At 67.7% G+C, this 24,822-nt stretch carries 21 protein-coding genes; 9 read left to right on the top strand and 12 right to left on the bottom strand.

All coding sequences use genetic code 11. From position 1 onward, the window contains the following. Position 1 precedes the first annotated feature (1 nt). The 4 genes from fxsT to ACIHAO_RS18150 form a co-directional block, all read right to left on the bottom strand. Positions 2-4,387 (bottom strand): FxSxx-COOH system tetratricopeptide repeat protein, encoded by a 4,386-nt coding sequence (gene fxsT, locus ACIHAO_RS18165; RefSeq protein ID WP_396559167.1) that lies wholly within the window; start codon positions 4,385-4,387, stop codon positions 2-4. 1 nt (position 4,388) lies between these two features. Beyond that, positions 4,389-5,471: an AAA family ATPase gene (locus ACIHAO_RS18160; protein WP_396559165.1), complete on the bottom strand. Its 1,083-nt coding sequence runs from the start codon at positions 5,469-5,471 to the stop codon at positions 4,389-4,391. A 13-nt stretch (positions 5,472-5,484) separates the two neighbouring features. Next, positions 5,485-7,251 carry a hypothetical protein gene (locus ACIHAO_RS18155; RefSeq protein ID WP_396559163.1) on the bottom strand — a complete coding sequence of 589 codons (1,767 nt, stop codon included), beginning with the start codon at positions 7,249-7,251 and terminating at the stop codon, positions 5,485-5,487. Between the two features lie 163 nt (positions 7,252-7,414). Then, complete coding sequence (locus tag ACIHAO_RS18150) at positions 7,415-8,131, bottom strand: S1 family peptidase (RefSeq protein WP_396559161.1); 717 nt, start codon at positions 8,129-8,131, stop codon at positions 7,415-7,417. Between the two features lie 229 nt (positions 8,132-8,360). On the opposite strand from ACIHAO_RS18150, the gene ACIHAO_RS18145 reads away from it, so the two are divergent. Continuing rightward, the gene (locus ACIHAO_RS18145) at positions 8,361-9,548 is read left to right on the top strand and encodes a GNAT family N-acetyltransferase (protein WP_396559159.1); all 1,188 of its coding nucleotides are present in this window, start codon (positions 8,361-8,363) and stop codon (positions 9,546-9,548) included. 197 nt (positions 9,549-9,745) lie between these two features. Further along, entirely contained in the window at positions 9,746-10,951 is a 1,206-nt protein-coding gene (locus tag ACIHAO_RS18140) for an acyl-CoA dehydrogenase family protein (protein WP_396559157.1), read from the top strand. Between the two features lie 15 nt (positions 10,952-10,966). Here ACIHAO_RS18140 and ACIHAO_RS18135 read toward each other — a convergent pair whose 3' ends face one another. Further along, positions 10,967-11,503, bottom strand: coding sequence for a dihydrofolate reductase family protein (locus ACIHAO_RS18135; protein WP_396559155.1), 537 nt, complete (start codon positions 11,501-11,503; stop codon positions 10,967-10,969). A 90-nt stretch (positions 11,504-11,593) separates the two neighbouring features. Here ACIHAO_RS18135 and ACIHAO_RS18130 point away from each other — a divergent pair, with 90 nt between their 5' ends. Next, entirely contained in the window at positions 11,594-12,181 is a 588-nt protein-coding gene (locus ACIHAO_RS18130) for a TetR/AcrR family transcriptional regulator (protein ID WP_396559153.1), read from the top strand. A 43-nt stretch (positions 12,182-12,224) separates the two neighbouring features. Here the strand turns inward: ACIHAO_RS18130 and ACIHAO_RS18125 are convergent, their stop codons facing one another. From ACIHAO_RS18125 to ACIHAO_RS18110, 4 genes are all read right to left on the bottom strand, one after another. Then, on the bottom strand, positions 12,225-13,196 hold the full coding sequence (locus ACIHAO_RS18125; RefSeq protein ID WP_396559151.1) for a sporulation protein: 972 nt from the start codon (positions 13,194-13,196) through the stop codon (positions 12,225-12,227). A 119-nt stretch (positions 13,197-13,315) separates the two neighbouring features. Continuing rightward, positions 13,316-14,656, bottom strand: coding sequence for an erythromycin esterase family protein (locus ACIHAO_RS18120; protein ID WP_396559149.1), 1,341 nt, complete (start codon positions 14,654-14,656; stop codon positions 13,316-13,318). Positions 14,657-14,847: 191 nt separating this feature from the next. Next, a complete protein-coding gene (locus tag ACIHAO_RS18115) occupies positions 14,848-15,693 on the bottom strand; it encodes a carbohydrate-binding protein (RefSeq protein ID WP_396559147.1) in 846 nt (281 codons plus the stop codon). 78 nt (positions 15,694-15,771) lie between these two features. Continuing rightward, on the bottom strand, positions 15,772-16,677 hold the full coding sequence (locus ACIHAO_RS18110; protein WP_125796251.1) for an AraC family transcriptional regulator: 906 nt from the start codon (positions 16,675-16,677) through the stop codon (positions 15,772-15,774). Between the two features lie 134 nt (positions 16,678-16,811). On the opposite strand from ACIHAO_RS18110, the gene ACIHAO_RS18105 reads away from it, so the two are divergent. The 3 genes from ACIHAO_RS18105 to ACIHAO_RS18095 all read left to right on the top strand — a co-directional run bounded on the left by ACIHAO_RS18105 (position 16,812) and on the right by ACIHAO_RS18095 (position 20,318). Next, entirely contained in the window at positions 16,812-17,987 is a 1,176-nt protein-coding gene (locus ACIHAO_RS18105) for a glycosyltransferase 87 family protein (RefSeq protein ID WP_396559144.1), read from the top strand. After that, a complete protein-coding gene (locus ACIHAO_RS18100) occupies positions 17,975-18,724 on the top strand; it encodes an SDR family NAD(P)-dependent oxidoreductase (protein WP_396559142.1) in 750 nt (249 codons plus the stop codon). Before ACIHAO_RS18105 ends, ACIHAO_RS18100 begins: the two co-directional genes overlap by 13 nt. 337 nt (positions 18,725-19,061) lie before the next feature. After that, the gene (locus ACIHAO_RS18095; protein ID WP_396559140.1) at positions 19,062-20,318 is read left to right on the top strand and encodes a DUF222 domain-containing protein; all 1,257 of its coding nucleotides are present in this window, start codon (positions 19,062-19,064) and stop codon (positions 20,316-20,318) included. 143 nt (positions 20,319-20,461) lie between these two features. Here ACIHAO_RS18095 and ACIHAO_RS18090 read toward each other — a convergent pair whose 3' ends face one another. Continuing rightward, positions 20,462-21,658 (bottom strand): FAD-dependent monooxygenase, encoded by a 1,197-nt coding sequence (locus ACIHAO_RS18090; protein ID WP_396559138.1) that lies wholly within the window; start codon positions 21,656-21,658, stop codon positions 20,462-20,464. A 20-nt stretch (positions 21,659-21,678) separates the two neighbouring features. Then, the gene (locus ACIHAO_RS18085; protein ID WP_396559137.1) at positions 21,679-22,242 is read right to left on the bottom strand and encodes a TetR/AcrR family transcriptional regulator; all 564 of its coding nucleotides are present in this window, start codon (positions 22,240-22,242) and stop codon (positions 21,679-21,681) included. A 435-nt stretch (positions 22,243-22,677) separates the two neighbouring features. On the opposite strand from ACIHAO_RS18085, the gene ACIHAO_RS18080 reads away from it, so the two are divergent. Then, positions 22,678-22,866, top strand: coding sequence for a hypothetical protein (locus ACIHAO_RS18080; RefSeq protein ID WP_396559135.1), 189 nt, complete (start codon positions 22,678-22,680; stop codon positions 22,864-22,866). A 56-nt stretch (positions 22,867-22,922) separates the two neighbouring features. Further along, positions 22,923-23,615 (top strand): hypothetical protein, encoded by a 693-nt coding sequence (locus ACIHAO_RS18075; protein ID WP_396559133.1) that lies wholly within the window; start codon positions 22,923-22,925, stop codon positions 23,613-23,615. Between the two features lie 10 nt (positions 23,616-23,625). On the opposite strand, the gene ACIHAO_RS18070 is transcribed toward ACIHAO_RS18075, so the two are convergent. Further along, positions 23,626-24,582 carry a GlxA family transcriptional regulator gene (locus tag ACIHAO_RS18070; protein WP_396559131.1) on the bottom strand — a complete coding sequence of 319 codons (957 nt, stop codon included), beginning with the start codon at positions 24,580-24,582 and terminating at the stop codon, positions 23,626-23,628. An 86-nt stretch (positions 24,583-24,668) separates the two neighbouring features. Between ACIHAO_RS18070 and ACIHAO_RS18065 the strand changes: the two genes are divergently transcribed. Then, positions 24,669-24,812, top strand: coding sequence for a hypothetical protein (locus ACIHAO_RS18065; protein ID WP_396559129.1), 144 nt, complete (start codon positions 24,669-24,671; stop codon positions 24,810-24,812). Positions 24,813-24,822 lie beyond the last annotated feature (10 nt).

Here is a 24,822-nt window from a genome sequence, read left to right as displayed (position 1 = left end):
CTCACATCAGGATCGGGTCGATGTCACAGTCGGCACGGGCGCCGCGACCGGCCGCCTGCGTTCCCGGGTGGGCCTCGCCCAGGATCCGGCGGTACCGCACCAGGATCGGGTCGCGGAACGGTGCGGCCTCTTCCGCCCGGCCGAGCGCGGCCAGATCCAGCCCGAGGTTGAAGGACGCCGCCAGGACCGTGGGATGCTCCTCGCCGAGCACCTGTATGCCACGCTCGATCGCGTCTCGTCCCAATTCGACCGCCCTGTCGAGCTCACCCACCGCCGACAGGTCACTCGCCAGGTTGATCGTGGCGACGACGGCATAGGGATGGTCCGGGCCGATGGTGACACGGAACTGCTCGAGCGCCCGCTCGTCGAGGACGCGAGCGGCCGCGGGGTCGCCCAGCAGCCGCAACGTCACGGCCAGGTCGACGTTGGCCGCGAGGGTGTGCGGATGATGCTCGCCGAGGCCGCTCCGGTACTGCTCGAACGTCTCCTCGCCGAGCTTCTTCGCCGCGGCCAGCTCACCCGAGTGGCGAAGATCGATCGAATGGGCGAGAGCGCAGGCCATCGTCGTGGCATGGGAATCGCCGTAGACGAGCCGGAACCGTTGGATGGCTTCTTCGGACAAGCCGAACGCCCCGGGGTGGTCGCCGTCCTTCCGCCTGGTCACCGAAAGCAGGAGCTTGTTGACCGTCGAGTCCAATTGGTCGGCGCCGAACCGGGCGATGAAGTTCTCCGTCACCCTCTCCTGCTGAATCCGGGCCTGGCCGTACTCGCCCGCTTCACGCAGGTCCACGATCAACGCGCTGTTGACGCTGAAGGTGCGGACGTGATCGCGGCCGAGGACCTCGATCCGCCGGCGGAGGGTGTCCCGGTCCAGTTCCACGGCCTCTCGGTAGCGCCCGGCCAGCCGGAGGCTGATCGCGTGCTGATACGCGGCGTAGAGCGTCTCCGGGTCGTCTTCGCCGAACATCCGTTTGGCCTTGTGATAGATCTCTTCGCTCAGTTTGGTCGCCGCCGCGAAGTCGCCCTGCGCCCGGAGATCGATCGTGATGTTCCGTTGAAGCGCGAAGGTTTCCTCGTTCTCTTCGCCGGATATCTGGAGGCGTAGCGCGAGGGTCCGCTGGTTGAGCTCCGCGGCTTCGGAATACCGGCCGATCGCCCACAGGTAGAGCCCCAGCCTCGACGAGACCTCGAGTGTCTGCGGGTGCGTGGGGCCGAGGGCTTCGGTGAACTGCTTCCGCGCTTCGAGACCGAGCCGGGCCGCCTCTTCGTGGTCGCCGTACTCGAACAGATAGCGCATCAGGTTGATGTAGAGCTGACGCGGCCAGTCGTCGTCGCAGCCCAGGATGTTCGCCGCGTAGGCGTGCGGAAGCAGCTCCCGGTAGCGCGACCAGTGCCTGCTCGACTCGGGGTCGTTCGGGTCCAGCGCGGCGAGCAACTGATGAGCGCCATGCTGCATTCGCGCGTGGACCTGCCGGGCCATCACGCGATTGCGCAGGACCAGCTGGACAAGGCGGTGCAGCTGGAGGGTGTTGTTGCCGTGGTCGATCTTCGCGAGGCCGTACCGGTTGATGTCGCGGATGGCGCGGGCGAGCTTGATCGGATCACGCAGTGCCGCGTCGAGTTCCGGGGAGATCGACACCCGGTTGACCCCGGTGAGCAGGTCACGCGAAATGGGCTCCGGGGAGAAGAAAGCGCAGATGTGGAGGATTTGGTGAGCCGCCGGGTTGCGGGTCTTCAGTTCCTCGAACGACACGTTCCACGCCGCGGCCACGGAAACCTCGTTGTCGGGCGCCGAAGCGGTGTCGAGGATTTCCTCGACCGACTCGTCGAACAGGCGCAGATACTCCTGCACCGGCATCCCGGTCACCGCACGCCAGGCCGCCGCCTGCTCGACGGCCAAGGGCAGGTCGCCGAGCTTTTCGGCGAGTTCCTCGGCGTCGGCCGGGTCGATCTCCGGGCCGCGGCGGCCGAGCAGTTCGACGCTTTCCTCGCGTTTGAACACCGCCAGCTCCAGCGGGCGCGCGATACCCGCCCAATCGGAGTTCCGCGAGGTGATCAGGATTTCGCCGGGTCCGTTGCGCGGGAAGAACGGCAGCACCGTATCCGGGCTTTCCGCGGCGTCGAAGACCAGCAGCCAGCGGCGGAACGGCCGTCCGGTCCGGAGCGCCTCGATGACCGCCGGGACCGCGACACTGGCCTCGGTCGCGCCCTGGAGACCGAGGATCCCCGCGAGTTCGGTGAGACCGGCTCGGATCTGCGTGGTGTGCGCGGCGTCGATCCACCAGACGAGGTCGTAATCCTGCAGATGCCGATAGATGTACTCGGCGGCCATCTGGGTCTTCCCGATACCGCCGAGACCGTGCAGTGCCGACGGGAGCACGGCGGTGGTACCACTGCTCAACCGCTTGGTGAGCTGGTCAAGCAATTCGTCGCGACCGGTGAAGTTCGGGTTGCGCGGGGGAACGTTCCCGAAGACCAGCGGCGGGTCGTCGGCCAGCCGGTCCGGGAAGTGCCGGGAGGTTTCCGCCGCCGAAGGATGCACCATCCGGGTCGTCGGCTCGTTCGCTTCGGTCTCACTGAGATAGGGCGAGCGTCCCTGTGACACTGACGTTGAGGCAGGCGGACGTTCGACCGTCTCAGGCATTATTGGGCTCACAGTCTTTTTATTTGGTCCAGGTAGGGGTGCGACGACGACTTGGTGTCGTACCGCGTTCTGTAGCCGGTCGGCACGGGACAGATAGGGGCCGGAAAGGGCGCGCATCAGCGCGCTTTCTAGCTCCACATCGGCCGGGGACTCGCGGGTGAGGTCTGGGTCCGGCGTGCTGTTCGGGTCGGCGATGGCATCTCGGAGGTGACCCAAATACCTGATCCGGTCACCGAAATGAGTGGCGGCCACTCGGACGACCTTGGCCGTTTCCGACCGCCGCGCGCCGCTGAGCAGCAATTCCCGGACTGCCTCGGGAAAAGCGAAGACCCCGTCTGTGTCCCAAGTGGACTTGCCCTCCCTGAGTGCGGGAGCGTACATCATCCCCGAAAGTAAAAGTTCGAGGAGGTGCTCCAATCCCGCTTCCGGCACGAACCGCTGTCCCACCAGCTTCGCCACGTCGAGACGGACCGGTACCGCCGCGAGTAACTGCGCCAAGCGTAGCGCCGGCGGCGACGCAACACTGCGGAATCTGTGCACTCTTTCGGCGGGTGACAAAGTTACCGGCCGGTCGGTGGAATCGGACTGGGAGATCCGTTCCGAGGCGAACAGGACCGTCCCTTCGACGGCGCCGGCGTTTTCGCCGGTCATCAACCCGGCCCACCAGCCCAGCGACCGTGGACGCAGTTCCAGCACCGGCACCGGGACGAGGTGATCGGGCACCTCGGAGCCGGGTTCGAGCCACGCGTCCGCGAGATCGCACACCCAGCGACTGTTGGGCGCCAACGCGTTCGGGACTCTCAGCCGGGCCTTGTGGGGGTTCATCCCGCATCGGCCCCACAGCCACTGCGGGAGCAGATGCACGATGCTCACCGGCATCGTCCGGCCCCACCGCGCCAAGATCGGGTACAGCGCGTCCTTCTTCTGCCAGGCGTCCCCGACACCGTCGGTCAGCAGCAATACCGCGCGCCGTCCCGACGAATCGAGGATCTCGTTCGGGTCGCGGGCGGGTGCGCCCGGCGTGCCACCCCGAAGAACGAAATCCTCCTCGTTGTCCTTCGCGGTTTCCAACAGCCTGACCTGAATGGTTCGGAAAGCACCCACTTGCCGGAGTACTTCGACAAAGGCGGACACCCGCGGCCGCCACAAGGCCATCGACGGACCGTTGTCGAGGACGAGGGTCAGATCCAGCCAGCGCTCTTTCCGCGACCGGGTGACAGGCCACCACCGTCCGGTCTCCGCGGCACGGACGGCGGTCGCCACTTCGTCCAGGACCACATTGTTGTGTCGCCGCGAGACCGTCTCCCGTTTCAAGGTTCTCAGTGCGCGGAAGTACGCGAGTGACTCGAGGACCACGACTCCCCCGGGCCCCGTGCCGTCCACCGCGGGTTCGGGCAGCTCACCGGCTACGGCCTCGATCTCGACCGAAGGGGCGGCTTCCTCGTCCGGCACCGGGACTTCGGTGATCCGGGACAATTTACTCTCGGGAAGTTCCGGGATCTCCCCGCGTTCGGAGGGCGCGTTGCGGATCCGCGTGCGCTCCGGCTCCGGTTCGTCGGGCGGAGCGGATCCGTCGTCGGCCCGCAGCGGCGTGATGGCCGCGGCCAGCCACACGATGTCCGCGAAGTCGGTCCAGTTCAGGTCCTCGAATTCGACCCGCCCGACCCCCTGGGGCAGACCGGCCTTCCGCTGCTCCGCCACCGAGGCGGAACGCGAGTCGGACACACCGCCCGGCCCCTCCATGTCACCGCACCGTCAGTCGTTGCCAGAGAGCGTCCACCAGCCGCGGCCATGCCTCCTGATCCGGCTGGTACGCACCCGACGTCGCCAGATAAACGGCGTCGAGCAGCCTGTCGGTCGGGAGACCACCTTCCGCCTTGCTCCGTTCGGCGAAATCGCGGATGAGCCTGTCCCGGTGCTCGCCGTTCTCACCGACCAGATGGCTCGCCACGATCGCCGCCAGCTGGTCGTGGTCCGGATTCTCGATCCGCAACTGCAGACAACGACGCAGGAACGCGGGCGGGAACTCCCGCTCCCCGTTGCTGGTCATGATGACGACCGGGAAAGCGTGGCAGGCGATCCGGCCGTCACGGACCACGGCGGTACGCTGCGGATCCGCGGTGTGCACGGTGACCTCGGGATGCCGGTTGCGCACGCGCGCCAATTCCTCGATGGAGAATTCGCCGTCCTCGAAGATCGACAGGAGATCGTTGGGCAGATCCGCCTCGGATTTGTCCAGCTCGTCGATCAGCAGCACCCGCGGCAGTTTGCCGGGAAGGAAAGCGGTGCCCAGCGGGCCGAGCCGCACGAAATCGCCGATCGGCGGCTCCTCGGCCTCGCCGCCGCGCTGCGCCTGACTGGTCGCCGCGGCCTGGACCCGGCCGATCGCGTCATAGCCGTACAGCCCGGAACTCAGCGCGGTGTGGCTGGTGATCGCCCAGCGCAGCACCCTGCCGAGCCCCAATTCCCTGGCGATCCGATAGGCGAGGCTCGACTTCCCCGTTCCCGGATTACCCGTGACCAGCAAGGGGCGCCGCAGATAGAGGGCGGCGTTCACCATGTTCAGTTCGCTCGCGTCGACATCTTGCTCCGAAAGCGTGAACGCGGTGCCCAGCCGGCGTTCCGCCTCACCGTCGTCCGGCGGGGGCACGTCGTGCTCCGGCGGCGGATCCCCGCGATACGACCGCCACGGCGGTGGCGCGGGCAGCAATTGCGCGAGATCGATGTCGTGAATGGGCCTTCCGGTCCCCCGATAAATCCACCAATCGGGTGCATCGAGCTGCGACGTCCGGCCGTCCGCGGCCACGTCCTGATCGTTCCCGCTCATCCGCGGCATCCCCTTACAGTCGAGTCGGGGTCAACGGCTGGTCCAGAACGATCACACGTTTCGGGTCGTCCCACATTACCACCAGATCGTGAGCCAGAGAATTCTTGAACGGTACGGCCGCCCCGGAATTCGCCAGTTTGCGGCGATCCGGCAGCTCGTTGAAACCGCTCTCCGCGGCCAATACCCAGTCGAGCAACTCGCGCAGGTTCTCCGGTTCCGCGTCCGGATGCCAGAGCACCACCGGAAGGCCACTGCGGAGGGCGGTCGTCAGTTCGTCCGGCACCGCACCCCGTTCCGCTTGGGGCGACGGAGGTTTCGCCAATACCAGGCCGACCCAGTGGTCGTCGCTCAATATGGCGTCGATCGGGTGATCCTCCGCGTATCCGGAATAGTGCAACCGGTCGGCGGCGGGGTGCTCCACCATCGAATCCCAGCGATAGTTCCAAGCGCGATGCCAATGCTTCGCCCGCATCCTCTCCAGCGACCGTATTCCGAGCCGGTACCCGTAGCGCAACGGCTGCGGATGGCCGGTGCCATGTTCCTTCGCCCACCGCTGCACCGGCAAATTGATCAACGTCCTCGGCAGGAGGAATTCCACCGACGCGGACATGCTCTGCCCCGACCAGACACTCTCAGTCTCCAGGATGACGTCATCGACCCTGAACTCGACCTCGTCTATTCCGATTTCCCGCACTCCACCGAGCGCCGGCGGCCAGATCTCCGGATCGTCCTGTCTCCAGAACGCGAGCGTGCACCGCGACGGATCGGCGGTGACCGGATCGAGCATGATCATCAAATGCAAAGGGGGTCGTTCCGGAATGGGCTTGCCGGCCCGCTGATGAGCGAGCGCGGGAACGAGTCGCAACGATCGTGCCAGGTCGGTGACCCGGCCCGCGATCTCGGCGCCCGGTTCACCCGCCACGTTTTCCGCGAGCAGGCGCAGGAACGCGAGGGCGGGCGGGACGCCGTCCGGGCCGGCGTTGTAGTCGGTGAGCAGGTGAAAGGCGGCCCAGGCGTCGGTGATGCCCTCCAGCCGGGGCAACGGGACCGCGGGGCCGAGTGCCCTGCTCATCATGACCGGCAGATGCGGTACCTCCATCCGGGTCAACTGCCGGCGCAGGTCCGCCAAATCCTTGCGGGGGATCAATTCCAGAACCGCGTTGTCCAGGCCGGCCCTGTCTTCGGCGGCGGCCGTCGCGACGTCACCGTGCAACCGTAAATAAGCCATTCCGGTGAAAGTCTTCACCAAGACGGGTATCGATCGGTACAACTCGGGCAACAGGCCCGGGTCCTTTTCGATGACGTCGGTGAAAAACCGCTCCGACGAGATGAACGCGATCATCCGATCGGATTTCGCGAACGCTTCCTTCGCCAGTGGCGCGTCCAGAATGCGGAACGCGGTGTCGATCGCGTCGCCGACCCACCCTTTCCCGTCGTACAGCACCTCACCGGCGTTGAGGCTCACCCGCAGCCGCATCTGCGCTTGCGGTGTCCGCGTGTGGTTGTACCGGCGGAGGGCGACCGCGAGGCGATCCGGCAGCAGGTCGGGGATCAGGCCTTTGGTCGTTCCTGTCGGAAGCAGGACCAGCACGCCGTCGCCGCGATCTTCGTGCGCGCAGGAATCGAAATCGACATTGCTTTCGGCGAAGGCGGTCTTCAGCACTTCGTACATGCCTTGGTGCACGGCGAGTTTGTCGAGGCTGTTCCGGTCCGGGGCGGTGAATCCCACGACGTCCACCACGACGATCGTGCGGTCGAGAGCCTGCGTCGGTCGCGCCATCGGCCCCCTCCCAAGGTCCGCGGCGCCTGCCCACCGGCGCCGACTGCCACATTATCGCGTCGAGCGGCTCCGGGTTGAGTGTCAATTGACAAATTGCAGGTAGCGGGAGTGTGAGTGGCGGGGACGGTCGAAGCCGACCGTCCCCACCACTCACGAGAACCGGTCAGACGCCGGCGATCTGCTGGATCCAGCTGCGGTACCGGGTGATGTTGGTGTAGGCGGTGTTGTTCGACCGGTCACTGGTCGAGGCGACGCCGACCTGGCGGCCGCCGGAGAACATCGGGCCACCGGAGTCGCCGCCGGCGGTGATGCCGTCGACGCGGTTCGCGCAGACCGCGACCCCGCCGTTGTAGTCACTGCAGTTGACCGAGTTCACCCGGACGGTGGCGACCTTCAGGTAACGGGACTGGCAGTTGATCTCCGAACCGCACTGGCTGGTCGCGCCCCAGCCGTAGACCTGGACGTTCTGGCCGACCGCGACGTTGCTCGTGGTGCCGAGCGGCGCGTAGGTGGCGTTGACCGAACTGGTCAGCCGGACGATGGCGAGGTCCGCGCCGGAGTGGCGGGTGATGCTCGCCGCGGTGGCCATGGTGCCGCCGCTCTGCTGGTCGAGGCTGCCGATCCGGAAGGTGTAGCTGCCGCTGCTCGCGACACAGTGCTTGGCGGTGAGGATGTACTGCGGCGCGATGATCGTCGCGCTGCAGTTCTGCTGGCCGTTCACGAACAGCCGGGCCGCCCAGGGGCCGCTCTGCGCGTACTGGCCACCGATGATCATCGGCTGCACGCCAGAGGGCTCGGCGGCGGTCGCGGCGGGGGCGGTCGAGCCGAGCAGCGCCATGAAGGCGGTGCCTGCCAGCAGGACAAGGGAGCGCAGTCGCATGTTCCGACTCATTTCTGCGGCCGGATCCCGGCCGCGTCAGTGGGGACGAACGCGCTGATTCTGTGTCGTGCCAAGGGAAGCCAGGAACCGACGAAAGTTCGCGCGGGCTACCTATTTATTTCCATGACGGCCGGGGACGATCTTTGAGTATGCGCCGAAGATCATTAGGTAGTCCGCGCGTCACCACAAATCGCTTGACGCCGCCAGGGAACCCCCATGCACTGTGCTCATGAAGATCCGCTCCACGACCGAAGAGGACCGCGCCGTCTTCGTCGACACCATGTTCACCGCGTTCGCCCGGTTCCCGGATACCTCCGCCGAGACCTGGTCCGCTCTCGAGATGGACCGCGGCCTGCTCGCCGAGACGGCGGACGGGCGGCCCGTCGGCACGGCCGCCGCGTATTCCTTCGAGCTCACCCTGCCCGGCGAGGTCATCATCCCGGTCTCCGGGGTGACCGCCGTCGGCGTCCTGCCCTCGCACCGGCGGCGAGGCGTGCTCAGCGCGATGATGCGGCATCAGCTCGCCGAATTCCGGGAGCGGGGCGAGTTCCTCTCCGTACTGCTGGCGTCGGAGGCTCTGATCTACCGCCGGTTCGGCTACGGACCGGCGACCTACACCCGGCATATGACGGTGCGGCGCCATCAGGCCGCCTTCGCCGTCCCCCACGCGGACGGCGGCTCGATCGAGGTGCTGCGCCGCACCGAATGCGGCGAGATGCTGGAAGAGATCTACGACCGGTACCGCCGCGCCCGGCCCGGCGCACTGTCCCGTCCAGCCCGCTGGTGGTCCGCGGGGGCCGGACAGCCGCCGATCTCCCGGGCATCGCGGTACATCGCCGTGCACCGCGATGCCGACGGTGTCCCGGACGGCTACGCCTCCTATTTCCTCACCGAGCCCAGCACCTTGACCGTCGACGAGACCATCGCCGTCGACGACGACGTGTCCACGGCCCTGGCGCGGTTCGTGCTCGGGCACGACCTGATCACCGAGGTCGTGTTCAAGCACTGCCCGCCCGACCATCCGCTGCTGTGGCAGCTCGAGGATTTCCGCGCCGGCGAGGCCGGCAGCGACATGGACTGGCTCTGGGTACGGCTGCTGGACCTCCCTCGCGCGCTCACCGCCCGCGGCTGGTCCACCGACGGTGAACTCGTCTTCGACGTCGATGACCCCGCCCTCGGCGAGCACGGCCGCTACCTGCTCGCCATTCGGGGCGGCGAGGCGGACTGCGTACCGACGGACGCCGAACCCGACCTGTCCTTGGACGTGAGCGACCTGGGCTCGATCTACCTCGGCGGCACCGTCCCGAGCACGCTCGTGAGGGCCGGGCGCATCAAGGCCCATCGCGCGGACGCGGCGGCGCTCGCCGACGCCCTCTTCCGCGCCGAACGGCCCCCGCACTGCCTGCACTGGTTCTGATCGCGAGGGGCCCGGTCTCAGAGCGCGGACGTTCGTTGACACCCCGTAGCGCCACTGCTCTACTCGGACGCATGGACGACATCCGCTGTACGGCCTGAATCAGTTTCCGCGCTCTCTTTCCGAGAAACACCCGGGAATTCCGGGCACTCCGCCCTGCCCGGAATTCCCGTTCACCCTCGCACAGAACGGAATCCAGCATGACCACGACCGAGAACCGGATCCGATCGGCCAGTGAATGGCTGGCGGCCGCGAAAGACGTCGCCGCCGAACTCGCGGCGAACGCGGCCGAGCGCGACCGGAAGAACGAGACACCGTACGCGGAAGTCCAGCTGCTGAAGGATTCCGGCTTGGTGACGCTGCTCGGCCCTGTCGAGCACGGTGGTGGCGGCCAGAGCTGGGAGACCGCCTATCGCGTGACCCGCGAGGTCGCGCGCGGCGACGGCTCCATCGGCCAATTGCTCGGCTACCACTACCTTTGGGCGTGGGCCGCCCGGCTCGTGGCGACCGACGAGCAGATCGCCGCGGTGGAAGAGCTGTACACGCGGAACAACTTCTTCTTCGGCGGCGCCGTCAACCCTCGCGATTCCGATCTGAAGATCAGCGAGGACGGCGACGAAATCGTCTACAACGGACACAAGTCGTTCTCCACCGGCGGCAAGGTCTCCGATCTGACGGTGCTCGAAGGCGTCCTCGAAGGCACCGAGGACCACGTCTTCGCCATCGTTCCGTCCGAACAGGACGGTATCGTCTTCCATGACGACTGGGACAACATCGGCCAGCGGCTCACCGAATCGGGCAGCGTCACCATCACCGGCGTGCGCGTCCCGTGGGCCGGCGCCGCGGGTTACGTCGACAAGAAGTTCCGGCCCCTGACCTACAACACGCTCAACGTCCCGGCGATCCAGCTGGTGTTCGCGAACTTCTATCTCGGTATCGCGCAGGGAGCGTTGGAAACCGCGCTGGCGTACACACGCGAGCACACCCGCGCGTGGCCGTACGGCGGCGACAACAAGGTTTCCGCCGGTGAAGAGTGGTACATCCTCGAAGGCTACGGCGATCTCCAGTCGAAGCTGTGGGCGGCCGAAGCGTTGGTGGACAAGGCCGGAGCGGCGATTTCGGCCGTCCTGCACGCGCCGCGCGAGGAGCTGACGCCCGAGGCACGCGGCGAGGTCGCGGTCCTCATCGCCGCCGCCAAACAACGGGTGATCGATACCGGACTGGAAATCGGCACCAAGGTCTTCGAGCTGACCGGCGCCCGCGCGAGCGCCACGAAGTTCGGCCTGGACCGCTTCTGGCGGAATCTGCGCACGCATTCGCTCCACGACCCCGTGGCCTACAAACGCCGCGAAGTCGGTGCTTACGCGCTGCTGAACGAGCTTCCGGAACCCACCTGGTACACCTGATCCCGGCGTCGCCGTCTAGCGCGCGACGGAATACGTGAGCAACAGCGCACCCGAAGCGAACCGGCGCTCATCGATGAGCGTGAGCGCCGTCTTCGCATACTCACCGTCGAACAGCCGCGTCCCGCCGCCGAGGAGCACCGGGTTCACCACGAGCCGCACTTCGTCGAGCAGCCCGAGCCGGGCGGCGGACGTCGCGGCCCTTCCCCCGGCGAAGAGCGCGATGTCACCTTCGAGACCGGCGAGCGCCGAAGCGTCTTCGATCAGGTGGGAGTTATGCCAGGTCGTGGCCCGGAGCGTGCGCGACAGGACGTACTTCGGTAGTTCGTGCATCCTGCGCCGCTGCGTGGCCGAGACCTCGTCCCCGGCGGTCGGCCAATAGCCGGCGAGTTCCTCGTAGGCCTTGCGGCCGAAGGCCATGCCGTCGAGCGACTCCAGCAGCTCGTCGATGTGCGCCTGGAACTCGTCGTCGGCGAAGCGCCAGTCGATGTCGCCCGCGGCGTCGGCGATGTAGCCGTCGAGCGAAACGTTGACGTGCAGGAAGAAGCGACCCATGCGAGCTCCTCGGACGACTTTTTGAACAGTTGAACAAGAAGTCAAGGTACCCTTCTTGAACGCACTGTCAAGAAGTCGTAGGATGCGGCCATGCCACGCACGGGAAGGCCGCGATCCTTCGACGAGGACCAGGTGATCGGAGGAGCGCTCGACGTCTTCTGGCGCCGGGGTTACTCGGCCACGTCGATGCGGGATCTCAAGGAGGAACTCGGCGTCCTGCCAGGAAGTCTGTACGCCGCGTATGGCGACAAGCACGCGCTTTTCCTGCGAGCGCTGGAACACTACGCGGTCGGCACCGCGAACCAGGCGGACGCTCTCGCCGGAGGCCCGGTTCTCGCACAGCTGCGCGAGCTGCTGCTCAACGTCCTGGAAGCGGCGCGGGAGACCCCGGGACGCGGATGCCTGCTGGGCAACACCGCCGCCGAACTGCTGCCCGCCGACGAGGCCGCCGGAATGATCGTCCACAGTGGATTCGAAGCGCTGGAAACCGGCATCAAGCAAGGGCTCGAAGCCGCACAACGTTCCGGCGAGGTCCGCGCGGACGTCGACTGCGGGGCGCAGGCGCGGCTCCTGCTCGTCGTCATGCAGGGCCTGCACGTGGTGGCCAGGGCGGAGGCGGATCCGCGCCGCCTCACCGACGCGGTCGACGCCGCTCTGGCGCCCTTGACCGCGAAGTGACCCCCTGGGCAACACCGCTGCCGGTGTCGCCCAGGCAGCCGGATCACTCCTCGAAGCCCTCGCCGCCGTCGAAGGCGTCCTCCATCACCTCGCCGAGGATCATGCCGCCGACCACCCCGGCCGCGGCACCGGCGACCATGCCGCCCATCCCGGGACCACGCCTGCCGTGGTGACCGTGATGCCCGTGGTGGTCGTACTCGTCGCCGTAGTGCTCCTGGTGCCCGCCGAACATGGCGTGCCCGCCGCCGGACTCGGCGACCTTGGCCAGCCAGCCGTCGATGGCCGCGGTCCAGTCGGTGCGCAGGGCCTCCTCGTGCGAGACGTGGAAGCGGCCGAAGGAGTCTCCGCCGGAGCGGAACATGCCACCGCGCCGGTCGGCTTCCAGCACCACGACGAGGTCGTCAGGGCCGGCGACGAAGGTCAGCTCCACCTGGCTGACGCGGCCGGCGTAACGCGACGGCGGGAAGAACTCGATCTCCTGGAAGAACCCGAGCTCCTGCCGGACGCCGTGCAGCTGCCCGGCTTCGACGTCGGCGCTGCGGAAGGAGAAGCCCAGCTCGCCGAACGCCTCCAGCACCCGGTCCTGCGATTCCAGCGGGCCGACCAGCACCGGGTCGAGGTCGCCCTTGTCCGGCGCGCCGGCGATGACGAGCTCGGTCCGCACGCCGACGACCATGCCCGGCAGCTCCCGTCCGCCGACGGCGCTGATCGGCGTCTCCCACGGCAAGGCGAGCTGGAACGGGATGGTGGTCAGCTGCCCCGCCGTCACCTTCACCTTGCGGCCCGCGCTGACCCGCAGGAACTCCGCGGTCCCGGCACGCTCGTGGTCGCCGCGTTCCACCTCGACCCTGGTGACCAGCGAAAGCAGGATCTCCTCGATCTGGGCGTCGCTCGAACCGCCCTGGATGCGGACCTGGCCGGTGATCACCTCGCCGGGAACGGCGTGCGGCGAGTCGAGCACGGTGTCGACGGACGGGCCGCCGACCCCGAAGGCGCTGAGCATCCGTTTGAACATCAGGGATTTCCTCCGCTGGGTACTGGAAAAGGAGTGCCGGAACACTTCGACTACTACCGAGATCCGCCGTCGCCCGCCAGGCAAACCGGGTTAAAAACCCCTAAACGGGCGGGACGTCACTACCTTCTCAGATCGGCCTGACGGACGTCGTGCAGGTGGATGACGACGTCGTAGGAGCGCCCGAGCGAGATGTCGGCCGGCTCGACGGGGAACAGGGTGCCGATGGTGCGGGTGGGCCGGGCGGCGTCCAGCCAGGCACGCGCGGGCGGCTGAGCGGTGCGTACGTCGAGGTAGAAGTCCTCGAACCGGACCTGGTCCAGGGTGTGCTCGTTCGAACCGGGCGGCGCGGCGGGGACGGAGAAGCGCTTCCACTCACCGCCGACCGCGGTGTCCTTGGACAGGAACGAACCCCGGTCGAAGCTGAACCCGATCGGCAGGTACGCCCGGCCCATTGTTTCGCGCAGGAAGGCGCCTTGGGTCTTCGGATACAGCTTCGGGTTGTCGGTGACGTAGGAGACGTGACCGTTGTGGGCGGAGAGCAGGATCTTGTGCCCGGTCTTCCGGTGCCACCAGGCGACGTTCTCCGCCATCGCCCGGTCGCGCAGGATCTGCGCGGCGGGCAGGGATTCCGGGTCCGCGAGATCGACGGCGAGGAACCGCGCGGTCTGCGCGACGAAGCGGGCGTGCTGTCCGGCCCAGTCGTGGCCGGGCGTTCCGGTCAGGCCTTTGACGAGCTCGTAGGCCTGCTCCGCCTGGGTGGCGAGCCGCTGCCGTTCGCCGAGGGGTTTGCGGAGGTAGGCGAAAGCGTCGTCGATCGGGCGCAGACCGGTATAGAGCCGGTCCAGCTCGGCGGAGTGCGCGGGATGGTGCTGCCGCACGTAGCCGGTGATCCTGGCGAAGAACGCGTCGTTCACCGAAGGCGCACCGAGATCGTCCCCGACGAAGTGCACGGTCCGGCCGGGGTGTGCGCGGTTGTGGTCGCGCATCCACCGGATCAGGCCGACGAACTCCTCGCGATCCCACGGAGAACCGGCCAGCGTCCGCTTCGCGAGCTCCCGGACGTCACCCTTTCCGGTCTGGACGTATTCGTCGATCTCCAGGCCGGCGGACCAGCTCAGCTCCAGCGCGAAGGCCCGGAAGCCCTTCTCCTCGACGAGATAGCGGAACACCCGTTCCTTCATGGTGAAGAACTCGTGGGAGCCGTGTGTGGCCTCGCCGAGGCCGACCACCTTCGCGCCACCGATCATCCCGCCCAAGGCCCGCAGATCGGCCGTGTTCCGGCCCGGCTCGGTCGAGCGCAGCGGATACGCCGCCTGTTGCAGCGACCGCACCGGGTCTCGCCAGGCCGTCTCGGCCGCGAAGGCCGGACTCGCCACGGGGGCGAGCACCGCACCCGTCACCACCACCACGGCGGCGGCCAGCAACGCCCGTCTCCCCCGTCGTTTCCGGTGCTCTTTCATCTCGTTCGCCCTTCTTCCGATGTCGAGGACGATCATCGTCCGCGGACCGGGGCGGGCGCGCTGTAGTAAAGCTCCCAATCGGGGTGAGGAAAACCCCACCCCCGCGAAAAGCGGGTGGACCCCGCCGCCGGGGTGTGGGTCCCGGCGGCGGGAGTCCACCCGCGTTTATCTCCCTCCGCAGCGGCTGTCCGTCACTCCGCGCGCCACAACGCGGGTGTGGACGGCGGCTCCCAGCCGGGCTGGGCCGTGTGCGCCTGCAAGCACACATAACCGCGACCGCTGTAGGTGACCCGGGTACCCGCGGAATAGCCGGTTCCTGCGGCCCAGGTCGTCCCGCCAGGCGGGTTGGAGGTCGAAGTCGACGTCGTCGGCGTCGTCTGTGTCGTACTGGTCGGCCGGGTGGTCGACGTCTGCGGCACGTTCAGCACGAAGTCGAACGCGGCCTGCCTGCCGGGAGGCGCGTCCCGCACGGTCATCAGCAACCGCGGGTCGAAGATCGAGTCGGTGTTGTTGCGCGGCTCGTTGGGGAAGTAGAGCTGCGTGGTCAGCACCGGCCTGCCGGGGGCCTGGACCTTGACGTGGATGTGCCGCGTACGACCGGGGTACAGGCCGGGCACGATCGTGCTCAGCGAGAACGCGCCCTGGTCGTTGGTGAACTGGTGACCGCGGAAGGTGTACCCCACGTTGTCGTAGGCGCCGTTGACGTCGGCCTGCCAGAAGTCCAGCAGCACCCGCGCGATCGGCAGGCACCCGAGACCGAAGACGTAGCCGGAGACGGTGAGCCTCGTCCCTTGCGTGTTCGGCGTGACGAGCGACGTCCGCTGCGGGGAATTCGGCTTGAAGTAAGGACCTTCGGTCTGCGGCGGGGTCGGGTCGTCTCCGTCGTCACAGGCCGGGGTCAGCTCGGGTGCCTGGCCGCTCGCGACGGTGGTGCGCGCGAGCGCGGGGCCGCCGATCAACGCGACCGGGGCGGCGACTCCGGCGGCCAGTGCCGCCTTCAGCACAGTCTTTCGGCTGAGCTTGTTCTCTTCGTCCATACCTGCTCCTCGTGGGGGCTTCGGGAATCACCCTCGACGGTATGGAGAAGATCAGCTGCGGACGATGGACTGACTTGGTCAGTCGTGGTGAATCTCCGGGGCCGCGTCACCGGTCCGGCGATAATCCCCGGGGCTCAGCCCCGTTTCCCGCCGGAAGAACCGGCAGAAATACGCGGGATCCGCGAATCCGACCCGGCTCGCGACCTGCCGGACGGTGAGATCCGTGCCGAGCAGGAACCGTTTCGCTTCCCGTGTCCTCGCCTCGCGCATCAGTTGTGCCGCCGTCCGGCCGGTCGCTGTTTTCACCGCGTCGGTCAGATAACCCGGCGTGACGCCGATGCGTTCCGCGAGCGCGCCGACCGACCAGAGCCCGAGGTCGGGCCGCCCGAGCAACCGGGCGAATTCCGTGCCCACCGCCTGAGCCCTGGCAGGCGGACGCGGATCGGCCAATCCAGGAAGCCGTCCCGCCCGCACGATCAGCACGTGCATCAGGGCCCGCAGCACCGAATCGGTCCCCTGCCCGCCACAACGGAATTCCTCGTCCAATTCCGCGACCAGCCGGGCCGTCTCCTCGGCCGCGCGTTCGTCGAGCCGCCACGGCTGCTGGCTCAGCCGCCGCAGGGTTTCACGATCCGCCGGATGTTCGAGCAGGAAATCGTCGGTGAACAACACGACGAATCCGCTGAGATCGCGGGCATCCCAATGATGCACCTGCCCCGGTGTTATGACCGCCAGTTGTGGTGGCCCCAATTCCCAGCGCGTGAAATCGATGACGTGGTCGCCGGTGCCGCCGGTGACGTGGACGATTTCGTAGAACGTGTGCCGATGCGGGAACGCCGCCCGCGACATCGGCCCTATCGTGTCGAAGGTGCCGACCGTGAACGGCAGGGCGTCCGGCGCGCGGACCTCCAGCCGATGGAGTGGCAATTCCCCCGCCTTCGGTTTCAGGCAGGGCGTCCTGGGCAACACCGTCGTTCCGCGCATGGTCCGGTCCCTTTCACCACACTGGGAAGGAAAAGTCTAGACCAATGCGGGTGCGCTGACTGCCGACGGAAGTCGCTTCTCGCCCGACCGGTACAGTCGAGATCATCGACGCACGTCCGAAGGGTCACCACGCGATGTCTCCCACCAAGTCGCGCGGTCGGGCCCGGTGGTCGCTCGGCGCGTTCGCCGCACTGGCGCTGGCGTGTGCCGTGGCCTGGGCGACAGCGGGCGATTCCCACAGCGACCTCGAGATCTACCGGTTCGGCGTCGACACCCTGTGGAACGGCGGCGACCTCTACGGCGCCTTGCCGCTTTCCGATGCCGGTATCCCGCTGCTGTTCATCTATCCGCCGTTCGCCGCGCTGATACTCACGCCGCTGGCGCTGGTGCCGTGGACCGGCGCGGTGCTCCTGCTGTTCGCGCTCAGCCTGGGGGCACTCGGGATCACCTTCTACGCGATCACCCGCACGCTGTGGCCGTCCGGGGACCGGCGGAAGGCGATGCTCGTCGCGTCGCTGGCGATCACTCCGGCACTCTTCCTCGAACCGGTCCGCCAGACGCTCGGCTTCGGCCAGATCAACCTGCTGCTGATGGGCCTCGTCGCGGCCGACTGTCTGCTGGCTCGGGGCCGTTACCGCGGCATCGGCGTCGGTCTCGCCGCCGCCATCAAGCTGACGCCGATGGCGTTCCTGTTGTTCTTCTTGATACGCAAGGACTTCCGTGGCGCACTGACCGCGATGGGCACCTTCCTGGCCGCATCGGCCGTCGCGTTCGCGGTCGCGCCGGAAGCCTCCGCGCGCTACTGGTTCGGCGGGCTCGCCGGGGCGTCCGGGATCAGCGGCACCTCGTTCCACACCAACCAGACCCTGCAGGCCGTGCTGGCGCGATTCGGCGCCGACTCGGCGAAACCGCTGTGGATCGTGCTCACCTGTGCACTGCTGGTGCTGGTGGCGCTGACCATGTACCGCTCGGCGATCGTGCCGGCGCTGCTGCTGAACGCGACGTTCGCCCTGCTGATCTCGCCGACGTCGTGGTCGCATCACTGGGTGTGGATCGCTCCGGCACTGTTCACCACCGCCGCCTATGTGGCACTCAGACGGCGTCCGGTGGTCTGGCTCACCGTCACCGGGGTCGCCGCCGCGATCTTCGTCGCGGCGCCGTTCCGGTACTTCCCCGCGTTCGACCGGCCGGGCCAGACGTGGACGACCGCCCAGCAATGGCTGGGAAACTGCTACGTCCTCGCGGGCCTGGTATTCGTCGTCGCCGCGGCCGTGCTCACGCTGCGGAAAGGATCTCGATGCTCGACCTGACCGGCACCACCACCCTCGTCACCGGCGCCAGCGGCGGCATCGGCCGCGGCATCGCCCTGCGTTTCGCGGAAGCCGGCAGCGCCGTCGCCGTGCACTACCACCGCGACGAGGCATCCGCGCTCGCCGTCGCCGAGCGGATCCGGAAGGCGGGCGGCACCGCCGAGAGCTTCGCCGCCGACCTCACCGACGACGGCGAATGCCACCGTCTCGTGGCCGCCGCCGCGGCCTGGACCGGGCAACTGGACACCCTGGTCAACAACGCCGGTGTGCAACCTGTCGAACCCCTGCCCGGAATGTCGGCGGAAAGCTGGCGCGCGGTCCTCGACGCGAACCTCACCAGCGCGTTCTCGTGCACGCAAGCCGCGGCCGAAGTGATGAACGGCGGCAGTATCGTCCACATCGCCTCGATCGAAGCGGCCCAACCCGCCCCGGGACACGCGCACTACAGCAGCGCGAAGGCCGCCTTGGTCATGCACGCCCGCGCCGCCGCACTCGAATACGGCCCGCGAGGCATCCGCGTCAACGCCGTCTCCCCCGGCCTGATCGACCGCCCCGGACTCGGCGACGCCTGGCCGGAAGGCGTCCGACGCTGGCACCAGGCCGCGCCGCTGGGCAGACTCGGCACGCCCGACGACGTCGCGAACGCCTGCCTGTTCCTCGCCTCACCGCTCGCGGCGTGGATCACGGGGCACAACCTGACGGTGGACGGGGGCGTGTCGGCTCGTCCCACGTGGTGATCGGGACGCCGTTATTCGCGCTTTCTCCGAAGCGCCACTTACACTCCCTTCGCCGCTTCGCCGGTTGTTGCGCGTGCGTTTCGGGTTCTTTTTCCGCTAGGCCGGTCAGGCTCGCTCGTCTGACCAAGACGGGGCGTGCCTGGCTCGGCCCACGTGATGAACATGGCACGCCAGCCGACACTGACACGCCGCCATTCCCGATTCTCGAAGCTCCACTTAAGCGCCTTCGCGCCTTTAAGCACGCTTCGCTGCTTTCTCTGCACGTGCATTTCAGATTCTTTTCCCGCTAGGCCGTTAGTGCTCGCACGTCTGTTCGATTAGGTGTAGTGTGGGTCTCGTGGCCAGCAACGACGCATCCCCGACGACACCCACCGAGTGGTGGCGCGTCGACACCGCGACGCTGCACGCCCGCAAACAAGAACTCGAAATCATCAAACGACAGGCGGATGCGGAACAGAACGCGATCCTCGCGGAAATCAATGCCCGCGGAGTACGCGGATGCAGCGGCCATTCCACGCTGGCGGCGCTGATCTTCGAAGACTTCCGCGTGACGGACAAGGAAGCCAGCGCCCGCGCCGACCGCGTCCTCGCCCTGCACCCCGGCCCGGGTATCGGCGGCGGCACCGTGCCGCCCCTGGCACCACTGACAGCCGCGGCCGCCGCCGAAGGCGCGATCGGCGGCTCGCAGATCGACGCCATCATCCGCACCCTCGCGCGTATCCCCGCCACCGTCGCTGAAGAGGACGTGCGGGCCGGGGAGAAGATCCTGGTCGACCTGGCCCGTCATGCCGGGCCGCGGCAGATCGCCCGCGCCGGACGCCGCCTGCTGGACAAACTCGACCCCGACGGCAAAGAACCCCGCAACGAGGACCCCAAGGACGTCCGACCGGAGATGCGGTTCGTCCAACACCGCGACGGCACCCTCGGTTTGAAAGCCACCCTCGACCTGGAAACGTATGCCCGGCTGAAGTCGGATCTGGATCCCATGGCCAAACCCCACAAAGCCATCAACGGTGTCCGGGACTCCCGCACCCAGGACGAACGCTACGGCGACGCCTTCACCGACTACGTCCGCTTGAAAACCACCAGCCGTAACCTTCCCGGCCAGGCGGGCGAGGCGACCCACATTTTGGTCACCATGTCCTACGACGACCTGATCCGCGACATCGGCGAAGCCCACCTCGACCTCGTCGGACCGATCAGCGCCACCGACGCCCGCATCCTCGCCTGCGACGCCCGTGTGCGACCCGGAGTTCTCGGCACCGCAGGCGAACCCTTGGACATCGGCCGCTCGAAACGCACCGTCTCCCTGGCGCAGAAGTATGCGTTGACCCTCCGCGATGGCGGCTGCGCCTTCCCGGGCTGTGACATGCCCGTACCCCGCTGCACCGCCCATCACATTGTTTTCTGGCGACACCACGGCGACACGAAGATCGATAATTTGGTGCTGCTGTGCACGAGACACCACCGGCTCATCCACCACAGCAAATGGAAAGTCCACATCGCCCAAGACGGACTCCCCGAATTCACCGCCCCCACCTACCTCGACCCCACCCGAACACCACGGCGCAACACCATGCACCTCAGGATCTAGGCCGAAACCTTTGAGTCAGGCGCCGGAGCTGTCGAACCTCGACTACCGTCCAGAAACCGGCCCCGCTCAACGACATCGACAACGAGTCCGCATCTTCGCGCCAACGAGCAACCGAGCTTCAGTCACCTTTCCGGAAAGCGAGCTCACCGGCTTCGGATCTCGGTCCCTCGCCTCAGGTTCGTCACCAGCGCCGTCGACTTTCCCGTTACGGCGGCCGCGAGTGGTCGATCGAGACCGGGAAGGCGTGCCACGCGAAGCAAAAACCGGCGTGTCTGAAGCAGGAACCGGTTGGCGGGCAGGAACCATCGGGCGCCTCGGCGGGCGACGTGTTGCTTCTCCGCCACCACCGGGCGGACCAGCTTTTCGTACTGCGCGAAGGCGGTCTCGATCGAGGGTGATCGGGTGAGTTGTTCGGCTAGGACGAACGCGCCCGCGATCCCGAGCGAAGCGCCTTGGCCGGCGAGAAGGGAGACTGCGTAACAGGAATCGCCGACGAGGACGACCCGGCCGCGGCTCCAGGACGGCATCTCGATCTGAGCGACCTGGTCGTAGTACACCTCGCGGGGAGGCGGGCAGAGATCGAGGGCCTTGGGGGCCGCCCAGCCGAGCGAGCTGTAGTTCGCGCGGAGTGCCGCTCGCGCGTCGTCGGGCAGGGCCGGATCGGTCGTGCGGTGTACGGCGAACGCCGCGAGTCTGCCGTCGCGGAGACCGTAGAAGCCCATCTGCCTTCCGATGGTGTCGGTCAGACAGAACCGCTCCCCCACCTGCGCGCGGATCTCCGCGTCCTCGAAGACGAAGGCCGCCGTGTGGAAACCGAGGTAGCGCAAGTAGCGGCTCTCGTCACCGAAGACGAGCCGTCGCACGGTCGAATGGATTCCGTCGGCACCGACCAACAGGTCGGCTTCGAGCGTTTCGCCGTCCGCCAGGGTGATCCGTACGCGGTCACCGAGGTCATCGACGCCTGTGACGCCGGCACCGAACCGGAGGTCCACTGTGGACGGAAGCGTCGTACGCAAGACGCGTTCCAGGTCGGGGCGCATGATGCTGCGGAGCCTGCCACGCACCGACTTGGCGAACTGGACGTAGTCGATCGCCGCCCGGCGGCGGCCACGGTCGTCCAGCAAGCTCGCTTCGTTCACTTGGTATGCGACGTCTTCGACCTGAGGCAGCAGGCCCATCTCCTCGACCGCGTCGAAGCCGGGGCCGAAGAAATCGATCATGTAGCCCTGTTCCCGCGGTCCCGTGGCACGTTCCAGCACCACGACCTCGACGTCCGACGCCGCGAGCCGGTGCGCCAGCGCCAGACCGGTGATCCCGGCTCCGCAGATCGCCACCTTCATCGGGGTTCCTCCCTTTCGGTTCAGCCGACCAGCCTGCGCAGGACGGACGGAGAGATGTCGCGGCCGAGCTCCGGGCCGAGCGCCCGATGCAGCAGAAGCCCGTCCACGGCGGCGAAAAGCACCGCGGCCGTGTCTTCGGCATCGGCCACGCCGTGCTCCGCCAGCCAGCCGCCGAATCGGGTGCGCATACCGGCGAGGATTTCGCGGATGCCCTCGCGCAAGGTGTCGTCGCGGGTCGCGGTGAGGTACGCCTCGGCGAACAGCAACGACATCGGGTCGGTGCCGGAGTACTCGCCGACCGACGCCAGCAGCGCGTCCACCGCGTCTTCGGGCGTCTCGACGGTTTCCAGCGCCGGCTCGAAGGCGACGGCGACCTCGTGCATCGCCCCCAGTACAGCCTCGATCAGCAAGGCCTGCAGCGAGGGGAAGTGGTAGTGCACGACGCTCGGCGTGACACCCGCGCGGTCGGCGAGGATGCGGGTGCTGACCGCGGACCAGCCGAGTTCGGGCACAAGCGCGACGGCCGCTTCGAGCAACCGCCGCCGCACGGCCTGACCGCGTTCCGCCGCCGGGGATCCTGCCATCGTCGCCTCCTAGGGCGTTCGTCCTGTACGACTGCCCTGATCGTATGCCCGGATTCGGTTTCGGCGCAAACTCGGTGGTCACAAGGCCCCTTGAAGGCCCGATTCCACCGAGGAAGGGAGCAAGGTGAGGCTGGACGGGCACCCATGGCGCACGCTGGTCAGTCAGGTTCGCCTCGGCAAGGACGAGTACCGCTTCACTCACCCCGGCTCTCACACGGTTCGCCGCGCGAGAGCCGATACGGCGCGGAACTCGACGTTGACAAGGCGGCGGCACGTTCCCCGCGCAGCCTGGCCCATCTCCGCTACCGCACAAGCCGGAGACCACGCGACAGCCCGGCCCTGCCGCACCACAGCCTCCCGGCGCGGTAAAAATGACCTCGCCTCGGCTTGGCGCCATCGTGAGGCTTGCTCTTCCGAACTCACTTTGGAGGAAGCATGGTCTCGAAGCCCCGCGTCTTACTGGGAGCGCTCGTACTGCTCGTACTGGGCGGCGGAATGATCGCGTTGCTGGTCTCGCTCGGCGCGGACGCCTTCTGGGTCAAGACCTTGCCGGGCGTCGTGATGGTGGGCGCAGCGGCCTTCGCCCAGTCCCTCGGCTTCTTCAACAAGGCACCGAAGGACTAGCCCGGGGCAACCTTCCGGCCCCACGGCGCGTTCTCCCAGCACAGGGAGGAGGTGCCATGGAGATCATCGTGGTGAACGAATTGGGTGTCCGCGCCGTCGTGCTGACCCTTCGCGCCAAGGGATCGGCGCTTCGCTTCCGGTTGTTCCCCATGGTGCACCTCGGAACGCAGGCCTACTTCGACGCGGTCCGGCGGCAGGCGAACGACTGTGACGTGGTGGTGGCCGAGGGAGTCGGTGACACCGGATCGGTGTCCCGGTTGACCGCGGGTTATCGGCTGGCGGCACGGAACAAACGTCTCGGACTCGTGGTGCAGGACCTGAAGGCCGGCACCTTCACCGTGCCGACGATCCGTCCCGACCTCGACGGTCAGGCGTTCTCCGAGGGCTGGCGCCGCATCCCGCTCGGTGACCGGCTGATGGTGTCCCTCCTGGCGCCGGCACTGGGCACGTTCCTGCGGGGCTTCGGCACGCGCGGCATGTTGGCGCGGTTCATGACCGTCGACGACGAAGACGACTCCTGGGTCGATTCTGCCGAGGCCATGCCCGAATTCGACGACCTGGTCGTCGGCAGCCGCGACAAACTCCTCGTGGACGCGCTGGCCGGACTGCACGAACAGCGCGGGCACGAACCGGTGACGATCGGCGTGGTCTACGGCGCCGAACACATGCGGGCGGTCGTCCGCGAACTCCGTACCCGGTTCGGCTACGTCGTGCGGGACGCGGAATACGTCACCGTGTTCACCCTCTGACGGGAGACCTTCAGACGCGCTGAGGCGCGAAGGTCCGGCGGTAGTCCTGCGGGGAGACCCCGACGACCTTGTGGAAATGGTGGCGCAGCAAGGCTCCCGAGCCGAAACCGCAGCGGCGCGCGACCTCGTCGATGCCCATCGTCGTCTCTTCCAGCAGGGACCTCGCGTGCAGGACCCGTTGCGTCGAAAGCCATCGGTGCGGGGTGGTGCCCGTCTCGGCGACGAACTTGCGGGCGAAGGTGCGCTCGGACATCCGTGCCCGGCGGGCGAGATCGGCGACGGAGTGGTCGTGGGCGATGGTGTCGAGCATCCAGGTGAGCACCGGCTGGAGGCTGTCGCCGGTGCACTCCGGGATCGGCACCTCGACGAACTGGCGTTGCCCGCCTTCACGCTGCGGCGGCACCACCATGCGCCGGGCGATCGCGGTGGCCGCGGCGGAGCCGAGTTCGCGCCGGACCAGATGCAGGCAGGCGTCGATGCCCGCGGCCGTTCCGGCGCTGGTGATGATGTCGCCGTCGTCGACGAAGAGGACGTCCGGATCCAGCCGCGCCGACGGGAACCGGTTCCGGAACCTGGTGCTGTGCCGCCAGTGGTTCGTGCAGCGCCGCCCGTCGAGCAGGCCGGCGGCGCCCAGTACGAAAGCGCCGGTGCAGACCGAAAGCAGCGTGGCTCCCCGCGCCGAAACGGCGCGAAGCGCGTCGAGGACGGCCGGCGGATACTCGTCGCGTACGTCACAGGCGGGGACGACGACGAGGTCCGCGTCCTCAGTCGCTTCGAGACCGTGTTCCGGGGTCACCTTGACGCCGTGACCGAGGCTGAGTGGGTCTCCCGCCCGCTCCCCGCACACGCGGAAGTCGAGCTGGGGCACTCCGTCGTCGGTGCGGTCGTAGCCGAACACCTCGCAGACGACACCGAACTCGAAGGGGGCGAAGTCGTCCAGCAGTACCACGGCGACGCTCTTCAGCATGGCCAGAGCATAGCTGGCAGGATCTTGACGCACAACGACAGAACTGCCACTTCTGGCAGGATGTCTCGCGGCGCAAACTTACTGCCATGACCGCAATCATCGTCACTCTCGCCCTGATCGCCCTCGTCACCTACCTCCTGAACCGCAACCACGCGCGACAGGGACGCCCGGACGTCGCCGGTGGTGACCCGCTCAGCAGGCCCTTCTGGAGGGGTGGCGCCACAGTTTGAAAGTCACCTT

It is taken from the genome of Amycolatopsis sp. NPDC052450, assembly GCF_044547565.1.
Lineage (GTDB): Bacteria > Actinomycetota > Actinomycetes > Mycobacteriales > Pseudonocardiaceae > Amycolatopsis.
Note: the sequence above shows the minus strand (reverse complement) of the source record. Positions and strands in the feature narration are given on the sequence as shown.

What these genes read in the sequence shown, in the direction of transcription:
- fxsT (WP_396559167.1), bottom strand. Translation starts at nt 4,387, where the DNA reads ATGGAGGGGCCGGGCGGTGTGTCCGACTCGCGTTCCGCCTCGGTGGCG.
- ACIHAO_RS18160 (WP_396559165.1), bottom strand. Translation starts at nt 5,471, where the DNA reads ATGAGCGGGAACGATCAGGACGTGGCCGCGGACGGCCGGACGTCGCAG.
- ACIHAO_RS18155 (WP_396559163.1), bottom strand. Translation starts at nt 7,251, where the DNA reads ATGGCGCGACCGACGCAGGCTCTCGACCGCACGATCGTCGTGGTGGAC.
- ACIHAO_RS18150 (WP_396559161.1), bottom strand. Translation starts at nt 8,131, where the DNA reads ATGCGACTGCGCTCCCTTGTCCTGCTGGCAGGCACCGCCTTCATGGCG.
- ACIHAO_RS18145 (WP_396559159.1), top strand. Translation starts at nt 8,361, where the DNA reads ATGAAGATCCGCTCCACGACCGAAGAGGACCGCGCCGTCTTCGTCGAC.
- ACIHAO_RS18140 (WP_396559157.1), top strand. Translation starts at nt 9,746, where the DNA reads ATGACCACGACCGAGAACCGGATCCGATCGGCCAGTGAATGGCTGGCG.
- ACIHAO_RS18135 (WP_396559155.1), bottom strand. Translation starts at nt 11,503, where the DNA reads ATGGGTCGCTTCTTCCTGCACGTCAACGTTTCGCTCGACGGCTACATC.
- ACIHAO_RS18130 (WP_396559153.1), top strand. Translation starts at nt 11,594, where the DNA reads ATGCCACGCACGGGAAGGCCGCGATCCTTCGACGAGGACCAGGTGATC.
- ACIHAO_RS18125 (WP_396559151.1), bottom strand. Translation starts at nt 13,196, where the DNA reads ATGTTCAAACGGATGCTCAGCGCCTTCGGGGTCGGCGGCCCGTCCGTC.
- ACIHAO_RS18120 (WP_396559149.1), bottom strand. Translation starts at nt 14,656, where the DNA reads ATGAAAGAGCACCGGAAACGACGGGGGAGACGGGCGTTGCTGGCCGCC.
- ACIHAO_RS18115 (WP_396559147.1), bottom strand. Translation starts at nt 15,693, where the DNA reads ATGGACGAAGAGAACAAGCTCAGCCGAAAGACTGTGCTGAAGGCGGCA.
- ACIHAO_RS18110 (WP_125796251.1), bottom strand. Translation starts at nt 16,677, where the DNA reads ATGCGCGGAACGACGGTGTTGCCCAGGACGCCCTGCCTGAAACCGAAG.
- ACIHAO_RS18105 (WP_396559144.1), top strand. Translation starts at nt 16,812, where the DNA reads ATGTCTCCCACCAAGTCGCGCGGTCGGGCCCGGTGGTCGCTCGGCGCG.
- ACIHAO_RS18100 (WP_396559142.1), top strand. Translation starts at nt 17,975, where the DNA reads ATGCTCGACCTGACCGGCACCACCACCCTCGTCACCGGCGCCAGCGGC.
- ACIHAO_RS18090 (WP_396559138.1), bottom strand. Translation starts at nt 21,658, where the DNA reads ATGAAGGTGGCGATCTGCGGAGCCGGGATCACCGGTCTGGCGCTGGCG.
- ACIHAO_RS18085 (WP_396559137.1), bottom strand. Translation starts at nt 22,242, where the DNA reads ATGGCAGGATCCCCGGCGGCGGAACGCGGTCAGGCCGTGCGGCGGCGG.
- ACIHAO_RS18080 (WP_396559135.1), top strand. Translation starts at nt 22,678, where the DNA reads ATGGTCTCGAAGCCCCGCGTCTTACTGGGAGCGCTCGTACTGCTCGTA.
- ACIHAO_RS18075 (WP_396559133.1), top strand. Translation starts at nt 22,923, where the DNA reads ATGGAGATCATCGTGGTGAACGAATTGGGTGTCCGCGCCGTCGTGCTG.
- ACIHAO_RS18070 (WP_396559131.1), bottom strand. Translation starts at nt 24,582, where the DNA reads ATGCTGAAGAGCGTCGCCGTGGTACTGCTGGACGACTTCGCCCCCTTC.
- ACIHAO_RS18065 (WP_396559129.1), top strand. Translation starts at nt 24,669, where the DNA reads ATGACCGCAATCATCGTCACTCTCGCCCTGATCGCCCTCGTCACCTAC.